Genomic DNA, 17,890 nt, shown 5'->3' on the forward strand with positions numbered 1-17,890 from the left:
AACCGGGACCGCCTATCCCAGGCGGTCTTTTTGCTGCCGGTGCCGATATTCGTAAGGCGTCAAGCCGCATTCCTGCTTGAACAGCCTGGAAAAATACGAATCATTGGCATAACCTACCTTTCCGGCGACCATGTGAACGGGCATTTGCGTCGTAGTGAGCCAGTGCTTTGCCATCTGAATGCGGGTCTCGATGATATAGTTGCCTAACGGCACGCCGGTTTCCTTTTTAAACAAACGCGCCAGATAATCCGGGTTCAGATAGACGGTTTCAGCCAGGCTGTTTCGCGTCAGATCATCCCCGACATGCTTGCCGATATAAAGTTTGATTTCCTCCACGACCGAGTTGGGCTTTTCCGCAAATTTCCGGTACGCGAGTGCGGTATCGACCAGATAGGCGATATACAGTTCCATATCCTCGATCGATTGGAGCGACAGCATAAACAGTTGATCATTCGTACTGCCGGCATACAGCTTATGGGCCTGGATTTCCCGCTGTTTTAGAAAAGAGTACACCATCTGCATCAAATCAAGCCGGAACAGACGGAGTGCGGATACGTTCAGTGTCTGGTGCTTCGTCAATTCATGCAGGTACCGGCGCGTCTCCGCGCAAAATGCGGACGCATCCCCCTCGCTCAGCAGGGTTTCCAGCAGCCCAAGGTTGGGCGGGACGTAGACCGCTTCGTCAACCGGGCGTTGATCGAGATGGAAAATTTGATTGCGGCTATTGATCATTTCTTCGTTGACATGGATCAGCTGCCGGATCATGGGGTGTACCGCCGCTAAGCTCGCCGTGAGTCCCAAATGACAGTATACATCGCACTTCAGGAACCGGTTGGCTTTGGAGATGAGGGAGGCGCAAGTGCCTTCGATGTGATCGGCTGCGGGTTCTGCGCTCCATTGTAAAATGACGATCCAATGATTCTCCATGTATTCCAATATCGTTTCGACCTTGTACAAGGGATTCCGCAGCAGCTCGTTCAGCACGTTGAGCAGGGCGTAATCAAACAGGTCTTTGTCGTCTTTGCCAAGGCTCCCGTCATACGGAAACACTTTGATGAGCAGGGGCATAAACCGGTCTGACAGCCGGTAAGTCAAATGCTGCTCCTCGATGACGCGCTGAATGGCCTGGGGTTCCGAAGGAAAGCTTTTGCCCGTGATCAGTTTGCGCCAGAACAGCTCCAGCAGACGGTTCTGGTTTTTTTTCCACAGCAGTCCCTCACGAGCCGCCTCCTCAATCGATTGTTCTTCGCTCGCTTTGTTTGCCGCCTTGCGGATAATCAAAGCCAATTTGTCAAACTCGATCGGTTTCAGAAAATAATCGAAGCTCTGCAGCTCAATCGCTTTCTGGGCGTAGTTGAAGTCCGCATAATTCGTCAGGAATATAGCCTGCACCCGGTAGCGCTCTTCCCGGATCCAGGCGAGCAGCTCCAGCCCGCTGCCCTGCGGCATTTCGATATCGCAAATGAGAATGTCCACGGGGTGCTGCTGCAATATTTCCTTCGCCTGGGAAACATTATAAGCGGTATGAATTTGCTCGATGGCGAGTGCTTTCCAGTCGATTTTGCTTTCGAGCGCAGTTACGACAAAATAATCGTCATCCACCAGCAGGACGTTCATGCGATTCCTCCTTATTAGATGGCTTCCGGCGGTGCTGCCGGAATGGTTATGGTTACCACCGCACCTCCTCCCTCAAGGTTGGAGAAGGAAACGTCTGCCTGGCCCTTGTAGAGCAGCGCAAGCCGTTGTATCGTGTTCATAATACCGATCCGGTTGCCGTTCTCTGCGTTCAGCGGCTCCTGATGTTTGAGCTGCTCCAAAATGTCCGGGGGAAAACCCGGACCCGAGTCCGATATCGTGATCAGGGCAAGCTCCGGATCCGTCCCCCTGCTGACCGATAGCGTAATGCTCGCCTCGGTGACTCGCGAGACGGCGTATTTTACAGCATTTTCAATGAAGGTCTGCAGCACGAGCGGTGGAATGCAGATATCTTCGGTTCCCGCATCTTGGGAAATATGATAGGCAAACGCGTCCCTGTACCGGTGCCGCTGGATATCCAAATAAATGCGGACATGATCGATTTCATCCTGCAGCCGCACAAAATTATGCCCATTCTGAAATATGTACCGGAAGTATTTGGACGTAGACATGGCCATCTGCTCGATTTCCCCGTACATTTGCATTTGGGCCATACTGTACATGCTCGTCAGACAGTTGAGAAAAAAGTGCGGGTTGATCTGCAGCTTCATGTAATCCAGCTGGATCCGCTGCTTCTCCAGCTCCTGCTCATACATATCGATCTTGAAACGGCGGATTTGCTCAATCAGATGCTTGAACTGCTGGCTCGCCTGCTCCAGTTCGATGATCTTGCTGTTTTTAAAATCCAATGGGCCACTTTCGTCGTTCCACGTGGCGAGCGTATCCGAGAAGCGCTGGATCGGCCGCAGTACCCGTTTGTTGAAATAGAGCATCACCAAACAGAGCACGATGGCGATCATCAGCGCCAGCAGAATAATGACCAGCTGGGCGATCATAATTTTCTCAAAAGTACCGTATTTGGCGATCATTTGAACGCTGAATGAGGCGTCGGAAAACCGGCTGGTCACGGCCGCCCGGGAGTAGGCGAGGCCGAAGGGGGAAGGCCTGGCGGCCTCCAGCTCCCGTGTCTCGTCCACGCGGATCGGCGTGGAAATATTTCTTCCCTGTTCATCGACGAGGGAGACGGCGCCGTTCTTCCCCATGTCGATATTTTGCAGCGGGCGGATGAGCTCGTCTGCGGAGATCAGGCAGATCAAATACCGGTCATGGTAAGGGACGATATTGAGAATATAATATTTATTCTCGACAAGGATCGGCGTCCAGTGGGAATAAAACTTATCGTATACGTTTTTGTCCTCGGCGAAGGCAATGATCTGCCGCTTCAGTTCCGTGTAATCGGGATAACCGATGCTTAACGGAGCACAGTTCAGAAAAAATTCTTTGTTCTTCAGATAGATGAAAAAATGGTAAGCCTGACCGTAGTTTTTCTGAAGCTCGGTAAAGCGCTGATGGAGCTGGGTATTGGACTTCAGAAATTCGGCCGAATCGGTAGCGTTCTCATCCATCGTCTCAATGATTTGGTCATTGGCCAGCGACCAGCCCATGTAATGATTGATGTAGGCAAAATCATGGTTGATCCGGTTGATGTACAGATCGGCGGTGTCCCGCAGGCTTCGGCCGGACTGCTGTTTAACGATCGAGATCGAAGCATAGCTGATCATAAAATCGAGAACCAGCGCCGTAAATAAAATGACAATCAGCATGTTCACGTAATGTTTGACCGGATAAGGTTTACCGGTACGGTGGATGATTAGCCGCATGAAATTTCTGCTTCGCCGCCTCCTCCTGATTTTGAATGCGCTTTATTTCCCATTATATAAAACCCTGGACTGTAACAAAATGCAAAATACGCCTCATCGGGTCCAAAAGTCCGGAAAGTGACATCCTTACGTCCGGATCGGACGGTCAGCGCGGCTGTCCGGACGGGCAATGCTGTGCCCGGGGGTCCGGATAACGGCGGCAAGAGGTCCGATTTAGCCCTCCAAGTCCATTTATAATGAGTCTTGTTCCGAAAAGAAAGGAGAGAGGGGGGGACCTGCGTTGAAATCAGAGATATCCGGCGTTCGGCGAACCTGGGGAAGAATTGAGAGAAATTGGGGGTTGTATGTGCTGCTGCTGCCGGCGGCGGTACTGCTGCTGCTGTTCTCCTACAAGCCGATGTACGGCGTCCTCATCGCGTTCAAGGATTACAGTCCGGCGCTTGGCATTATGGAAAGTCCCTGGGCAGGGATGAAATATTTCGAGAAATTTTTTCATTCCTACCAATTTACGGTCACGATCAAAAATACGCTGATCATCAGCCTGTACAGCATCGTGACGTTCCCGATTCCGATCGTTCTGGCCTTGATGGTCAATCAGATGCGGGCGAACCGGTTTAAAAGGTTTTTTCAGACCGTGACGTACATGCCTCATTTTATCTCAACCGTCGTCATGGTCGGCTTGATGCTGATCTTGTTATCCCCGGGAACCGGGCTGATCGGCAGCATTTACCGGCTGTTCGGTGCGGAAGCCCCAAACATCATGGGATCGGCCGGGATGTTCAGCAGCGTGTACGTCTGGTCGGACGTGTGGCAGCATGCGGGGTGGGACAGCATCATCTACATTGCGGCGCTGTCGGCCGTGGATCCGAGCCTCTATGAAGCGGCGACCGTGGACGGGGCCAGCCGCTGGCAGAAAATTCGTTACATCGATATTCCGATGCTGATTCCGACGGCCGTTACCCTGTTTATTTTGCGGATGGGCGGGCTGCTGGGCGTCGGTTTTGAGAAAGTGTATCTGATGCAGAACAATTTGAACATCTCTTCCAGCGAAGTCATTTCCACGTACGTGTACAAAATCGGTCTGCTCAGCAGCCAGTACAGCTTCTCATCGGCCATCAACCTGTTTAATACGCTGATCAACTTCGTGCTGCTGATTCTCGTAAACCAGATTTCCAAAAAGCTCAGCAGCAACAGTCTGTGGTAAAGGAGGGAACAACCCTGTGGAAGTCATACAGGCGGCAAGCACCGCAACCGGAAGGGGCGGCAGCCGGTCTTCCGACCGCATTCTGGAAGTCCTGCTCTACATTGTCGCAGTGCTGCTGCTGATCATTCTCATCTATCCGCTGTATTTTATTGTGATTGCCTCCTTCAGCGACCCCTCAGCCGTAGGCAACGGTCAAGTATGGCTGTTTCCGCGAGGCTTTACGCTCGATGGATACAAGGAGCTGCTGAAGCATGAAAACATCTGGATCGGGTACCGCAATACCATTCTCTACACGGTCGTCGGCACGGCGATCGGGCTGATCGTGAATGTATCGGCCGCCTACGCCCTGTCCAGGAAAGACCTGGTCGGCCGCAAAGCGATTTCCCTGTTTTTTATTTTCACGATGTTTTTTAGCGGTGGTTTGATTCCGACCTTTCTGACGATTCGGGATTTTCACATGTACAATACCTTTCTGGTAATGGTGCTGCCATTCTCGGTCGTCGTGTACGACATTATCGTTGCGCGGACCTTTTTCCAGACGAGTATTCCGGGGGATCTGTGGGAGGCGGCCCAGATCGATGGCTGCGGCAACCTGCGCTATTATGTCCTGGTCGTGCTGCCGCTGTCCAAGGCGGTCATCTCCGTGCTCGCTTTGTGGATCGCCGTCGGCTACTGGAACTCCTATTTTAACGCCTTGATTTATTTGAAGAATCCCAATTTGTATCCGCTGCAGTTAATTTTGAGGAACATCCTGATCACCAACCAAATGCAGTCGAATCTCGGCAGCGGGGAAGCGGCCAATATCGCGCTGCGGCTGGCAAATATGATGCGGTATTCGGTCATTATCGTGTCGACCCTCCCGATTATGTGCCTGTACCCGTTCGTGCAGAAGTACTTCAATCAAGGGGTGATGATCGGAGCGGTCAAGGAATAAACGGCAAAGCCATTTAATAAATATTAGGGGGATTTCTGGGATGGGAAAAAATAGAGCCGGTAAACTGTTGGTTTCCTTGGGGCTGGTGTCGACGCTTTTGGTCGGTCTGACGGCATGCAGCGGCGGTGATTCCGGCGGTACCACCGCCGAGAGCAGCGACAGCTTCAACCAAACGGGCCTTCCGATCGTGAAGGAGCCGATCACGCTGAACGTGCTGACCGTCCGGTGGGGTAACATGGGCGACACATTCACGAAGAACACCTGGCTGCAAAATTTGGAAAAAGAAACAAATATCAAGATCAACTGGCAGGTCATGTCCTCCAACGATTGGGGCGAGCAGAAATCGATTATGCTGGCCAGCGGTACGCTGCCGGATATCGTCTTTGGAGACATCGCTTTCTCCGACTCGGATATCGTGAATAATTTGAGCCTTTTTCGGCCGCTGGATGATGATATCGACAAATATATGCCGAATTTGAAAGCGGCCATGGAGGAATCGCCAGAGCTGAAGAAGCTCAGCACCTTCCCGGACGGAAAGATGTACTCCCTGCCCGCAAGGCTGCCGTCCCGTCCGGTGACGCAAAATCAGCCGGTCATCAACAAAACCTGGCTCGATCGCCTTGGGCTGCAGGTTCCCCAGACGATCGATGAGCTGCATCAAGTCCTGAAGGCTTTTAAAGAGAACGATCCGAACGGAAACGGCAAAAAGGACGAAATTCCGTACAGCGGCTCCGGCGACATCAGCATGGACCTGCTCAATCCATTCGGAATCACGGACCTGAACGGTACCGGCATGATGGTCAAAGACGGCAAACCGGTGTATTATCCAACGTCCGAAGAATATAAGGAAGCGATCAAATGGGCGCATCAGCTGTTCGCGGAAGGGCTGATCGACCAGGAACTGTTTACCCAGGATAATACGATGCTGACGGCCAAACAGCAAAATCCGGACGTCTCGCTGGTCGGCTTTACCCATCAGTGGACGCCGGATGCGGTTTTCGGCAAATGGAAGGACGAATATGTAACGATCCCGACGATATCCGGACCGGATGGTAAGCGTTATCAAGTGGGCGATCCGAGCGGACTAAGCTACCGGCGCAACGAGCTGCTGATTACGACGACGTGCAAATATCCGGAAGCGGCGGCACGCTGGGCGGACCAGTTCTATACCAACGAAGCCAGCATCCAGAATTTCTGGGGCGCCATTGACACGGTAATCAAGAAAAATGATGACGGCACCTATGCCCTGATGAACCCGCCGGCAGGCACCAGTGCGGACGCGTGGTATTGGGACTCCTCCGTCCGTGATTTTGGCCCGAAATACGTGAGCCCAAGCTTTGAGAAAAATATTATCCTTGACCCGAGCAACGGGGACGGCCTCAAGCTGACCATCGACAAGCTGGGCAAGGACTACGTTACGACCCCGTTCCCGAATGTCATGTACACCGCCGAGGAATTTCAGGAGCTGCCGACGCTCACGACCGATATCGATACGTATGTCCGGACGAACCGCGCACAGTGGATTACGAAAGGCGGTATCGACGAGCAGTGGGACGCTTACATTAAAAAGCTGAGTGAGATGGGTCTGGAACGGCTGGTGACCATCCGGACGGATGCCTACGAGCGTTACAACAGCGTAAAATAGCGCCGGACGAATCCAGACCATCGGCATCGGCTTCCGAAGGAGTGCTGAACGATGAAAGTTACGGTCTGGAATGAATTCCGTCATGAGCAGCGCCATGCTGCCGTACGCGAAATTTATCCGGAGGGGATCCATGGCACGATTGCCGGATTTCTGGAGAAAGCCGGCATTGCAGCCGCAACGGCGACACTGGATGAACCGGAGCACGGATTAACCGATGAGGTGCTTGCGCAGACGGACGTACTTGTCTGGTGGGGCCACCTTGCGCACCACGAAGTTCAGGATTCGGTGGTGGACAAAGTTTACCGCCGGATCATCGACGGAATGGGCCTGATCGTGCTTCACTCCGGCCATGCCTCCAAAATATTCGGCCGGCTGCTCGGTACGCCGACCGGACAGCTCAAATGGCGTGAGGCCGACGACAAAGAACGGATTTGGGTCATTAACCCGGCTCATCCCATTGCCGCCGGTCTTGGCGAGTATATCGAGCTGCCGAAAGAGGAGATGTACGGGGAGCACTTTAACATCCCGGCACCCGATGAGCTGGTGTTTGTGTCCTGGTTCGAGGGCGGTGAAGTATTCCGTAGCGGAGCCGTGTTCTACCGGGGACGGGGCAAAATCTTCTACTTCCGGCCAGGTCATGAAACCTATCCGACTTATCATAACGAGGAAATTCAGCGGGTCATTACGAACGCCGTTCAATGGGCTGCCCCCAGTGGAGCGGCGGCTCCGGTCTACGGTAACCGGCAGCCGCTGGAGCCTATACAGGTTAAGGGTTAAAGAGCCCTGCATTACAACAGCACATATTGGCCGCTGCCTTCCTCTTAGCCCGCTCCTCTCACAGGATCGGATCATAGAATGTGATGTATTCCGATGCGAAGGAGGGACTCGCTCATGAGTGAAGTAGCTGGTGTTGGATACGGCGGCGGCTTGTGGGGAAACAGCGTAGCTGCCATTCTCGTTCTGTTCATTCTCCTGGTCATTATCACCCGGGCATTTATCTATTAATCTCTCAAAGGGCTTAGCCATCGGCTAAGCCCTTTAACATGTTGCCTTGCCGCCTGCTTCCCAAGGGGTTTACATAATCATCATTACGTAAATTTGCAGGCGGGTCACGCCTGAATAACCTGTATCCATTCGAGTCTTGGCACCAGGGCCCAGCCCCTTTTAAAGCTTCCTTTCATAGGTGGGCGTAGTTCCCATGTACTTTTTATATAGCTTCGTAAAATAATTCGGATTTTCGAGGCCTACACGGGAAGCGATTTCCGTCACGGAATCGTTGGTTTCGGTCAAAAGACGGCGTGCTTCCTTCACCTTACAGATATTGACGTATTCAATAAAGGTGCGTCCCGTCAACCGCTTGAACAGCTTACAGAAATAATACGGATTTAGGCTGACCTGCCTGGCCGCCTGTTCGACGGTCATTTTATCCGAAAAGTTCGATTCGATATGCCGGATCAGCTGCTTAAAACTCTCCCGGTTCGGAAAATAAGCGTTGTGCGGCTCTGCTTCGACCGTGCTCGGCTTGTTCTCTCTGGCCATTAACGCCAAGAAGAGGTGCAGCCTGGATTTCACCGTCAACTGGTAAGCCGGAGGCTTGGAGCTAAGTTCCCGGATGATCTCCTCCAAGTGGGCCGAATATCCGGGGTGCCTTTCGTCAAGGCGGTTTATTTTGACAGGGAATCGAAGCCTGCCTTCCAGATAGGGGGCGACGTATTGAATATGTATGGGGTCATGAAGCCAGTCATTGAACAGGGAAGCATTGACGACAATGCAGTCATAATGGACGTCGCCTTCGACGAGGGAGTAGCCTACGTGAAGGCTCCCGCCGGGAATGATGAGGACATCCCCTTCAGCTGCCGCGTATGGACGGCTGTCGATATGGATAACGGCGCTGCCGCGCTTCATGATGAGCAGTTCAAAATGCTCATGCCAATGCAGGTACAAAATGCAGTGACCGGCGCGGGCGGCTGTACAGCGGTTCTGAAATAGCTGAAACGGATAAGCCGTATTTTCCAGCGCGGTATTTTCCCATAGGTCCCTGGGATAAGTCATGTCTACACCCCCTCAAAATCAGACTAGTATTCCACAAGATCGGTTAGAGAAAACGGCGTATCTCCCCGCTATAATGGTGGTGTTACGAATACTATATGTCAATATAGGAGTGATCACAATAATGGAAACCAACATCATGCGAATCGGAACGCTGGTCGGCGGCGCTGACGCGGTCCGGGTGATCCCGCAGATCGTCAAGCACGGCTTTGAATCGTTTAATCTGACCTTCTGGCAAACCTCGGGCAATACCGATCTTAAGGAGCTTGCTGCACGAATGAGGGAGCTGGCGGATGAGCATGATTTTGTCATATCCGCCATCAGCGTGTTCGGCAATCCCTTGACGGGGGAAGGCAATAATGCGGATACGCTGGCGACGTGGGAACGGCTGATCGATCATGCCCATTTATTCGGCACCAAAATTGTATCCGGTTTCACGGGCCGTTTGACGGGACGTCCGATTGACGAATCCATCCCGAAATTTACAGAGGTATTCGGAGAGCTGGCGCGGCGGGCGGCGGATCAAGACGTCAAGCTGGCTTTTGAAAACTGCGATATGGACGGCACGTGGCGGACCGGGGACTGGAATATCGCTCATAGTCCGGCTGCGTGGGAAATGATGTTCAATGCTGTGCCGGCGGACAATCTCGGGCTGGAATGGGAGCCGTGTCATCAAATGGTCAGCCTCATCGATCCGATACCGCAGCTGCGCAAATGGGCCCCGAAAGTATTCCACGTGCATGGGAAAGACGCTACGATCGCATGGGATGTCGTCAGGGAGCATGGCGTTCACGGTAATCAGCCGTTCGTCTGGCACCGGACGCCTGGATTCGGGGACAGCAACTGGTCGGATATTATCACCATTTTGCGGCAGAACGGATATCAAGGAACGATTGACATCGAGGGCTGGCATGATCCGGTTTACAAGGGAGAACTGGAGATGACGGGCCAGGTTCACGCATTGAATTATTTAAAACGCTGCCGGGGCGGGAATTTCGTCCCGAATCCGGCGTAGGGGGAGAAGCAGATGACTGTGAAGTATAAAGTCGTCGTCGCGGGATGCGGCGGCATGGCGAATACCTGGGTCGATTATGCAGTCGGCCGGGAAGATACCGAGATCGTCGGATTGGTGGATATTAAAAAGGAAGCGGCGCTTGCGCTGGCTGAGCGCAAGTCGCTGAATTGCCCGGTATTTACGGATGTGAAGGAAGCGATTCAAGCTTCGGGAGCGAATCTGGTTTTTGACGTGACCATTCCTTCAAGCCATCATGGAGTGAGCGCGACAGCTCTGGAGCTGGGCTGCGACGTGCTTGCGGAGAAGCCGCTGGCTGAAACGATGGAGGACTGCCTCGATATAGTCCGGATCGCGGAGCGGACCGGGCGCACGCATGCCGTAATGCAGAACCGGCGGTACGACCCGCGCATCCGTGCTTACCGCAAGCTGATTGCCGAAGGTGCTATCGGGCGCATGGGATTTGTCGGCGCGGACTTTTTTATCGGCGCCCATTTCGGCGGTTTCCGCGAAGCGATGGCCAGCCCGCTGCTTCTGGACATGGCGATCCATACATTTGATCAGGCCCGCCTCATCACGGGAGCCAATCCGGTCTCGGTATACTGCCACGAATTCAATCCACCGGGCTCCTGGTATGCGGGGAATGCGATGGCCATCTGTATTTTTGAGATGTCCGACGGCACGGTTTTCAATTACCGCGGCTCCTGGTGCGCCGAGGGGATGCCGACATCCTGGGAGGCCTCCTGGCGCGTCACAGGAGATAAGGGCACGGCCGTTTGGGACGGGCACGGTGAGCCTTATGCCGAAGTCGTGTCCGAAGAGGATCAGGACGGCAAATTTATCCGCGAATATACGCGCGTGCCGGGAGTGCTCGATCCTATGCGCAACACCTTTCATCATGGCTGCCTGGATGAAATGTTCGCGGCGCTTGAGGCAGGGCGCAAGCCGGAAACGGACTGCAGCGACAACATTTACAGCATGGCCATGGTGCTGGCCGCGCTGGAAAGCGCCAAGACGGGCAGCAAGGTGCAGATCCGGGAAGTGATGGAAGCCGGTGCACCCGTCGAGGCTTGATTCTTTGATTCCAACCTATCAAGGGTTATGGATTGTCAACATCAATTTCATCGCTATCGTGACTACAGCAAAGGACTGTCGGCTTAGGCCGCAGTCCTTTTTTTGTTATGCTGCGGGGTTAGGTGCATCGTTTATTGCTTTACCGGACTGAAAAATTAATGGGGTTAACGATCCCTTAACATTCCATTGACATGCTGTAAACAAATGCTCACTACACTGAAATATGCAGACATCAGGATGCAGACAACATTTCATGAGTGAAGGAGAGACTTACCCATTGAAGAGGACAAGTAAGCTGCAGCGCAGCATGTCCGCCGTTATGCTCGGCAGTATGCTGATCAGTGCGGCGGCACCCGTCAGCTACGCCGACGGCCTGGGCGATCAAACGGCGCCTGTCGTTACGGCGGAGCCGGCAAATGATCCCGCCGTCCCGGCAGCGGACAACAGTACGAACAAGGGGACATCACTGGAGAGCCAGGAGGCGCAGAATACGCTGCAGATCGATCATCAGGCTCCAGCTGAAATTTTGGCCGCTCAGGATTTCACGGTGAGCGTCGTCATTACAGGAACAGCCGCGGCCTCTTGGTCAGGCGTCGTGAAGTATGCGGTGGACGGGAACGCCGAAGCATCGGTACCTTTCGTACAGGCTGAAGGCAAGCAGGATACATACGACGCAATCATTCCGGCAGAGGCGCTGCACGGCTCCATGCTGAATTATTCGATTTCGCTGCTGGACGGGCAGTCCTTAGTGCTGAAGACAGCAGCCTACAGCGCGCCTATAAAGGGCGGCGAAACAGAACCAGGCACCGGGCAGGATGGGGTGGCGAACATTGCTGCAGCCGGACTCCCGCTGCTGATTACCGAGATGGTTCCGGATACAGCCAACGTGGACGGTGTTTCAGCAGATGCTTACGAATATGTCGAAGTTTATAACAATACGGACCAGGACATCAATTTCAAGGACTATTCTTTCTTTTACAATAATAAGGACAACTGGACGCCGGTCAATGGCGGGGATATGATCATTCCCGCGCACAGCCCGGCAGTATTCTGGATTATGAACGCTAGCAACAAAGATGAGACCGAGGAAGCGTTTAATGGGAATTACGGCAGCCATCTGGTGGATGGCCAGAACCTGTTCCGGATCAACGGCGGGGGTGGCATGGCCAACACCGCAGGCAGAACACTGTCCATTAAGGACAGCACGGGCAGCATCATCGTGACGGCATCTTATGAAGCCCAGCACGTTAAGATGAATCAGGGTATCCTGTTTCAGCACCCTGCGGAAGGCAGCGTGCAAATGGCGGTAATGCCTGCTTCCGGACAAACCCCGGCGACACCGGGAACGGTTGATTCCGCGCAGCTCGTTCCAGTTGAGGTGCCGGAAGGAAGCGAGACGGTCATCACTCATACGCCGCCAACTTCCGTCGAAGTGCAGGATCTCGAGATTCAGGCCCATGTCGAGAATCCAGGCAAGAACAGCGACGGCTCTCCGGCCCCTGTGCAGCTGCTCTACAAAACGCCTGGCCAAGCGAGATACACGGTGATCCCGATGGCGGACGCCCAGGGTACGGGCGACTATAAGGCGACCATTCCGGCCGCGGCGCTGGTCGAGTCCCAAATCGATTATCGAATCGCAGCCAACCAGACGGAGAAAAAATACTCCGCCAAGGTGAACCTGCCTGAATTTGACCCGGCCAAGGCACCTCCGCTGCTGGTCACGGAGCTGGTTCCAAACACCACGAACGTGAGTGGAACGTCAACCGACGCGTATGAAGCGATTGAAGTGTACAACAATACGGACCAGCCGGTATCTTTTAAAAACTATAAGCTGTATTACCGCTACCCGGATAAAGGGACGGCCGGTGATGTCGTATGGCCATCGACGAAGGAAGACTTTGTGATCCCATCCAAGGGAACGGTCGTTTTCTGGATCAAAAACAGCGCCAACCAGTCTTACACGGCGGAACAATTCAACGATTTCTACAAAACGACTCTGGTGGAAAACGAAAACCTGTTTATGATTCAAAGCGACGGGATGTCCAATTCCGGACGCCGAGCGATTGTCATTAAAACGAATACAGGCAAGGAAATTTCTGCGGCATATTATGACGCGGATACCTTGTACGAAAACGGCACCAAAGGGGACGAAACCAAGGAAAACATGGGGCTGCATTACGCATACCCGCAGAACGGCAGCACAACCATGATCAAGGCAAGCACCGGAACCCAAGCGGCATCCCCGGGATCGGCCGCGGCCTCTCAAATTCCAAGCGAGCCGGTTCATCAGGAAGAGGATACCAATGCTCCGACGATCGAAGACGTCACCAAGGTACGGGAAATCGATCAGTCCAAGAGCCTTGGGCTGATCGCCGACGCGCAGGACGACAAGGAAGTCCGTTCCGTTCAGGTATACGTGCGCTCCGACAAGCAGAGCGAGTATACATCGCATAACCTGTCCGAGGACTTCAACGATACGATGTACCACTACAAGCTGTCCTCTGCCGAATTAATCGGCCGAAAATACATCGAGTATTATTTTGCCGCGTCAGATGGCGTGAACGAAACGAAATCCGACGTGGTCAAAGTAGACGTTACGGGCGGACCGGACTCTTCTCCGCTGCGGCTGAACGTGAAGGATCAGCAGGTCATCAAGGGGACAAGCACCATTAAAGGCACGGCCGAAGCCCTTGGGTCAGGCAGCCTGGAGCTGAGCATTGACGGCGAACCGGTTGCGGATGGAAGCACGTTCACTCAACTGGAGCATGACGCTTACTTTGTTTTCGATGCGGTCAATGTCGACTACTATTTCAAAAATGCAGTGACGATGGGACCAGCTAGCCTCGGAGACAAGTCGATCCTGTATACGTTCCTGGACCCGATCACAACGTATACGACGCTTTCGTTCCCGATCAGCGCCGATCGTCTCAAGGCTGACGAGGACAACATCATTTATGTGCGCGCCGGTTCGAAAACGGGCCCGTTCGACGACCGCCCGGAAGAGAACAAGGACGATTTTGAGATCAAAAACGTAAGGCTCGTGCTGGCGGACGGAACCGAAATTTGGGATCCGGCCTATGCCTTGAAGGATCAAGTGATCAAAATGGGGGATTCCGCCGGGAAGAACGAGTCCGTTGGGTTCAAGTTTAACCTGACCGCCGACCAGCTGAAGTCCAAGGCATACGCCTGGAATACGCTGGAAGCGGAAGACGGACCGCACGAAATTACGGTGACGAACGGAACCGATAAATATAAGTCAACCGTTATCGTGGACAACACGCCTCCGGAGATCAACCCATCTATCGAAGACGGCAAGGAATATCGCGGTGAGTTTACGCTGGATGCCGAAATTAAGGATGCCTTCGCTGGGGTGGACAAGGTCGATGTGAAGCTGGACGATCAGAGCATCAAGCTGCCTTATCAAACTTCGTCCGGATCGCTGAAAGGCGGCGAGCATACGCTGACCATTCATGCAGTGGACACTGCGGGCAATGAAAGCACGAAGACAGTGAAATTCACGGTTCCCGATGAGAACCCGCTGGCACCGGAGCTGATCAGCCCGCAGCAAGGGCAGACGAACCTTGGAAGCAGCGCAAATCTGACCGTAAAGGTGCAGGACCCGAACCAGGACCCGATGAACGTGCTCTTTTACAAAGGGTATAAATACGATGGCAACCGGACGGAGGACTTTACCGGGTACTTGAACGCTTCAGTGTCCGAGCCTCCGAAGGAAATGGCTCCTACCGGCGAAACGCAAATGAACCCGGGAGACTACGCCAAAATCAGTGCGGAAGACGGCAAATATTTGGAAAACGAATCGGTGGACAAGTTTCCTTACCAACGATTCGAAGTGAAGCTTGATCCTACCGTGAAAGCGACGGACCGCGTGGATATCCACTGGAAAGGAAAATCGCTCGAAGGCCGCAAGGTCAGCCTGTACGCCTGGAGCCCCGCGCAGGGCAAATGGATCCAGCTCGACCATGTGATCGCGGGAACCGGGAATTTTGAACTGAACGCGACCGTGCAGGCGGGAGATTATGCGTCCGGCCAAGCGATCGACGTCATGATTCAGGACGAAATCGCCGCGGCGGCGGAGGGTGCTGGAGCAGGCACCAAACCTTCGCCGGAGCAGGAAGATCCTTACGACTTCTCGTTCGTCTGGATGTCCGACACCCAGTACTATTCGCAAAGCTATCCGAAGATCTATCAGGATATCGTCAACTGGATCGCTGCCCAGAAGGAAAAAATGAATATTCAATACGTCATACACACGGGCGACGTCGTCGACAAATCCTATGAAGAGTATCAGTGGGTCGAAGCCGACAAGGACATGAAGGTGCTGGAGAATGCCGGCATTCCTTACGGCGTATTGGCTGGTAACCACGACGTAGGCCATCAGGACAACGATTATACGAAGTTCAAGGAGTATTTCGGGGAGGACCGGTTCAAGAACAACTCGACGTTTGCCGGCTCTTATGATAACAACCGCGGTCATTACGATCTGGTGTCCTCAAACGGAAACGACTTTATCATCGTCTACATGGGTTGGGGTCTCGGGGACGAAGAAATCGAATGGATGAACGAAGTGGTTTCCAAGTATCCGGAACGTAAAGCGATCCTGTGCTTGCATGAGTACATGCTCGTATCGAATAACCGTGCGCCGATTGCGGACCAAATTTTCGAAAAAGTCGTGAAGCCGAACAAGAACGTCATCGCCGCGCTGTCCGGGCATTATCACGACGCGGAGCTGAAGGTGGATGAGCTCGACGATAACGGCGACGGCGTACCTGACCGTAACGTCTATCAGATGCTTGCGGATTACCAGGGAGCGCCTGAAGGCGGGCTGGGTTACATCCGTCTCATGCAGTTCGATATGAAGAACAACAAACTTCACATCAAAACGTATTCGCCATATTTGAACGATTATAACTACTATGATCCACAGGAAAATCCGGGCAAGGACGAGTTTGACCTGGACCTGGATCTCCAGCCGAAAACCAAGCAGGTTGCGACGGATTACATCAGCGTCAAAGTGTACACCGATAGCGAAATCGGAAGCAGCCAAGATGTGGCCAGCGGGTCTCGGGCATCTGTCGCATGGAACGGACTGCCCGCGAACAGCTACCAGCAGTGGTACGTGAAAGCGGAAGACGCTCACAGCGGCAGCACGCTCTCCGATATTTGGGGCTTCTATACCGGGAAAAACAATTCCGGAAATCCTGGCGGGGGTAACGGAGGCAACAACGGTGGAAACAATGGAGGCAACAACGGTGGCAACAGCGGCGGGAATGGCGGCGGAACAGCCCCGTCACAACCGGGCAACGGAAATGCCACTTCGCCTGAAACGCCTTCTGTTCCGGGAACGGGCGGCAATAAGGGAACCGTGGTACTGAAGCCGGGCACGAACGGAAGCTATCAGGCCGACGCGAAAGCATTGGACCAAGCGATGACCGAAAGCACGAATGGAAAAATCGTCATCACGCTCGACGGAACGACTGGACAAGGACAACAGGCGGCTTCCCTGTCCCTGCCTGCAGCCAGCGTGGCCAAGGCCAAAGAAAACGGTCTGTCTCTGATCGTAACTGGACCGGATATGACCGTTACGGTGCCAGCGGCATCGTGGCCAGGTTCGCTGTCTGTTGCCCAGCAGCTGGTTCTGCGTTTGGATGCGACGATGAACAGCACAGCCAACCAGGCTGTCAGGGATGCGATCGGCTCCCAATCCGACTACAGTCTTGCCGGCCCGGTGTACACTCTCAGTCTGGCCAAGGTCAACGGGCAGTCGGAATCCGAGATTCAGAATCTGAGCGGACCCATTACGGTCGAGGGTAAACTCACCCCTGAGCAGCTGCAGAAACTGGATACCGATTACGCTGGGGTTTATGAACTGGGCAGCGGCCAGCCTAAATATCTCGGCGGTCACTTCAGCGGCGGCACCGTGAGCTTTACCGCGGACCATCTTGGTCCGTACGCTGTACTTGAGTATCACAAAAGCTTTGCGGATGTGAACGGCTCCTGGGCGGACGAATACATCGGCAAGCTGGCGGCCAAACACCTGGTCAACGGACTCGACGAGAACCGGTACGGGCCTAAGCTGAACGTCAGCCGTGCGGATTTCCTCACGCTGGCCATGCGAGTTATGGGCACGGACCCACAAGCTTCGGAAGGTTCGACCTTTACGGACGTTCCGGTGAGCAGCTATTACGCCGGCGCGGTGGCTGAGGCCGCAAAACTCGGACTCATCCAAGGAAGCGGCGGCAAGTTCAGACCGCAGGATCCGATCAGCCGCGAGGAGGCTGCATCCATATTGGTGAAGCTGGCCAAAACGATGAACTGGAGCGGCGAATCGGCTGCGTCCAGCAGCTTTGCCGATATGCAAAACGTGTCAGGTTGGGCTAAGCAGGCCGTTACGGAAGCCGGTCAGCTCGGACTGATGAACGGCAAAGGCAGCGGCGAGTTCGATCCGCAGGGGCAGGTCACCCGTGCGGAGACGGCGAAGATGATGTACACGCTCATCGCGCAAAAATAGCACTTATACCCGAGGCGGAAGGCGGCGGTTCAGCCTCCAGCCAGCCGCAAGCCGGCGCCAGAGTTTTTGGCGCCGGCTTGCGTGCGT

The 17,890-nt window shown here is 53.9% G+C and carries 11 protein-coding genes; 8 read left to right on the forward strand and 3 right to left on the reverse strand.

Annotated features, from left to right (window positions below):
- Positions 1-12 precede the first annotated feature (12 nt).
- Together CJP46_RS05055 and CJP46_RS05060 are read right to left on the reverse strand one after the other, a co-directional pair.
- The gene (locus CJP46_RS05055) at positions 13-1,617 is read right to left on the reverse strand and encodes a response regulator transcription factor (protein ID WP_094594477.1); all 1,605 of its coding nucleotides are present in this window, start codon (positions 1,615-1,617) and stop codon (positions 13-15) included.
- A 14-nt stretch (positions 1,618-1,631) separates the two neighbouring features.
- Positions 1,632-3,356 (reverse strand): cache domain-containing sensor histidine kinase, encoded by a 1,725-nt coding sequence (locus CJP46_RS05060; RefSeq protein WP_094594478.1) that lies wholly within the window; start codon positions 3,354-3,356, stop codon positions 1,632-1,634.
- Between the two features lie 280 nt (positions 3,357-3,636).
- Between CJP46_RS05060 and CJP46_RS05065 the strand changes: the two genes are divergently transcribed.
- The 5 genes from CJP46_RS05065 to CJP46_RS05085 all read left to right on the forward strand — a co-directional run bounded on the left by CJP46_RS05065 (position 3,637) and on the right by CJP46_RS05085 (position 8,144).
- On the forward strand, positions 3,637-4,560 hold the full coding sequence (locus CJP46_RS05065) for an ABC transporter permease (RefSeq protein ID WP_094594479.1): 924 nt from the start codon (positions 3,637-3,639) through the stop codon (positions 4,558-4,560).
- A 16-nt stretch (positions 4,561-4,576) separates the two neighbouring features.
- Positions 4,577-5,494, forward strand: a complete 918-nt coding sequence (locus CJP46_RS05070; RefSeq protein ID WP_256992190.1) for a carbohydrate ABC transporter permease — start codon at positions 4,577-4,579, stop codon at positions 5,492-5,494.
- A 40-nt stretch (positions 5,495-5,534) separates the two neighbouring features.
- Positions 5,535-7,139, forward strand: a complete 1,605-nt coding sequence (locus tag CJP46_RS05075; RefSeq protein WP_094594480.1) for an extracellular solute-binding protein — start codon at positions 5,535-5,537, stop codon at positions 7,137-7,139.
- A gap of 51 nt (positions 7,140-7,190) precedes the next feature.
- Entirely contained in the window at positions 7,191-7,916 is a 726-nt protein-coding gene (locus CJP46_RS05080) for a ThuA domain-containing protein (protein WP_094594481.1), read from the forward strand.
- Positions 7,917-8,030: 114 nt separating this feature from the next.
- Complete coding sequence (locus CJP46_RS05085) at positions 8,031-8,144, forward strand: sporulation protein YjcZ (RefSeq protein WP_094594482.1); 114 nt, start codon at positions 8,031-8,033, stop codon at positions 8,142-8,144.
- 159 nt (positions 8,145-8,303) lie between these two features.
- Here CJP46_RS05085 and CJP46_RS05090 read toward each other — a convergent pair whose 3' ends face one another.
- On the reverse strand, positions 8,304-9,191 hold the full coding sequence (locus CJP46_RS05090; RefSeq protein WP_094594483.1) for a helix-turn-helix transcriptional regulator: 888 nt from the start codon (positions 9,189-9,191) through the stop codon (positions 8,304-8,306).
- A 121-nt stretch (positions 9,192-9,312) separates the two neighbouring features.
- Between CJP46_RS05090 and CJP46_RS05095 the strand changes: the two genes are divergently transcribed.
- The 3 genes from CJP46_RS05095 (at position 9,313) to CJP46_RS05105 (ending at position 17,803) form a co-directional block, all read left to right on the forward strand.
- Positions 9,313-10,203 carry a sugar phosphate isomerase/epimerase family protein gene (locus tag CJP46_RS05095; protein WP_094594484.1) on the forward strand — a complete coding sequence of 297 codons (891 nt, stop codon included), beginning with the start codon at positions 9,313-9,315 and terminating at the stop codon, positions 10,201-10,203.
- A 12-nt stretch (positions 10,204-10,215) separates the two neighbouring features.
- The gene (locus CJP46_RS05100; RefSeq protein WP_094594485.1) at positions 10,216-11,274 is read left to right on the forward strand and encodes a Gfo/Idh/MocA family protein; all 1,059 of its coding nucleotides are present in this window, start codon (positions 10,216-10,218) and stop codon (positions 11,272-11,274) included.
- Positions 11,275-11,551: 277 nt separating this feature from the next.
- Positions 11,552-17,803 carry an S-layer homology domain-containing protein gene (locus tag CJP46_RS05105; protein ID WP_179281035.1) on the forward strand — a complete coding sequence of 2,084 codons (6,252 nt, stop codon included), beginning with the start codon at positions 11,552-11,554 and terminating at the stop codon, positions 17,801-17,803.
- The last annotated feature ends 87 nt before the right edge of the window (positions 17,804-17,890 follow it).

Origin of the sequence: Paenibacillus sp. XY044 (assembly GCF_002257645.1) — a bacterium.
In the GTDB taxonomy this organism is placed as follows: domain Bacteria; phylum Bacillota; class Bacilli; order Paenibacillales; family Paenibacillaceae; genus Paenibacillus_AQ.

What these genes read in the sequence shown, in the direction of transcription:
- CJP46_RS05055 (WP_094594477.1), bottom strand. Translation starts at nt 1,617, where the DNA reads ATGAACGTCCTGCTGGTGGATGACGATTATTTTGTCGTAACTGCGCTC.
- CJP46_RS05060 (WP_094594478.1), bottom strand. Translation starts at nt 3,356, where the DNA reads ATGCGGCTAATCATCCACCGTACCGGTAAACCTTATCCGGTCAAACAT.
- CJP46_RS05075 (WP_094594480.1), top strand. Translation starts at nt 5,535, where the DNA reads ATGGGAAAAAATAGAGCCGGTAAACTGTTGGTTTCCTTGGGGCTGGTG.
- CJP46_RS05080 (WP_094594481.1), top strand. Translation starts at nt 7,191, where the DNA reads ATGAAAGTTACGGTCTGGAATGAATTCCGTCATGAGCAGCGCCATGCT.
- CJP46_RS05085 (WP_094594482.1), top strand. Translation starts at nt 8,031, where the DNA reads ATGAGTGAAGTAGCTGGTGTTGGATACGGCGGCGGCTTGTGGGGAAAC.
- CJP46_RS05090 (WP_094594483.1), bottom strand. Translation starts at nt 9,191, where the DNA reads ATGACTTATCCCAGGGACCTATGGGAAAATACCGCGCTGGAAAATACG.
- CJP46_RS05095 (WP_094594484.1), top strand. Translation starts at nt 9,313, where the DNA reads ATGGAAACCAACATCATGCGAATCGGAACGCTGGTCGGCGGCGCTGAC.
- CJP46_RS05100 (WP_094594485.1), top strand. Translation starts at nt 10,216, where the DNA reads ATGACTGTGAAGTATAAAGTCGTCGTCGCGGGATGCGGCGGCATGGCG.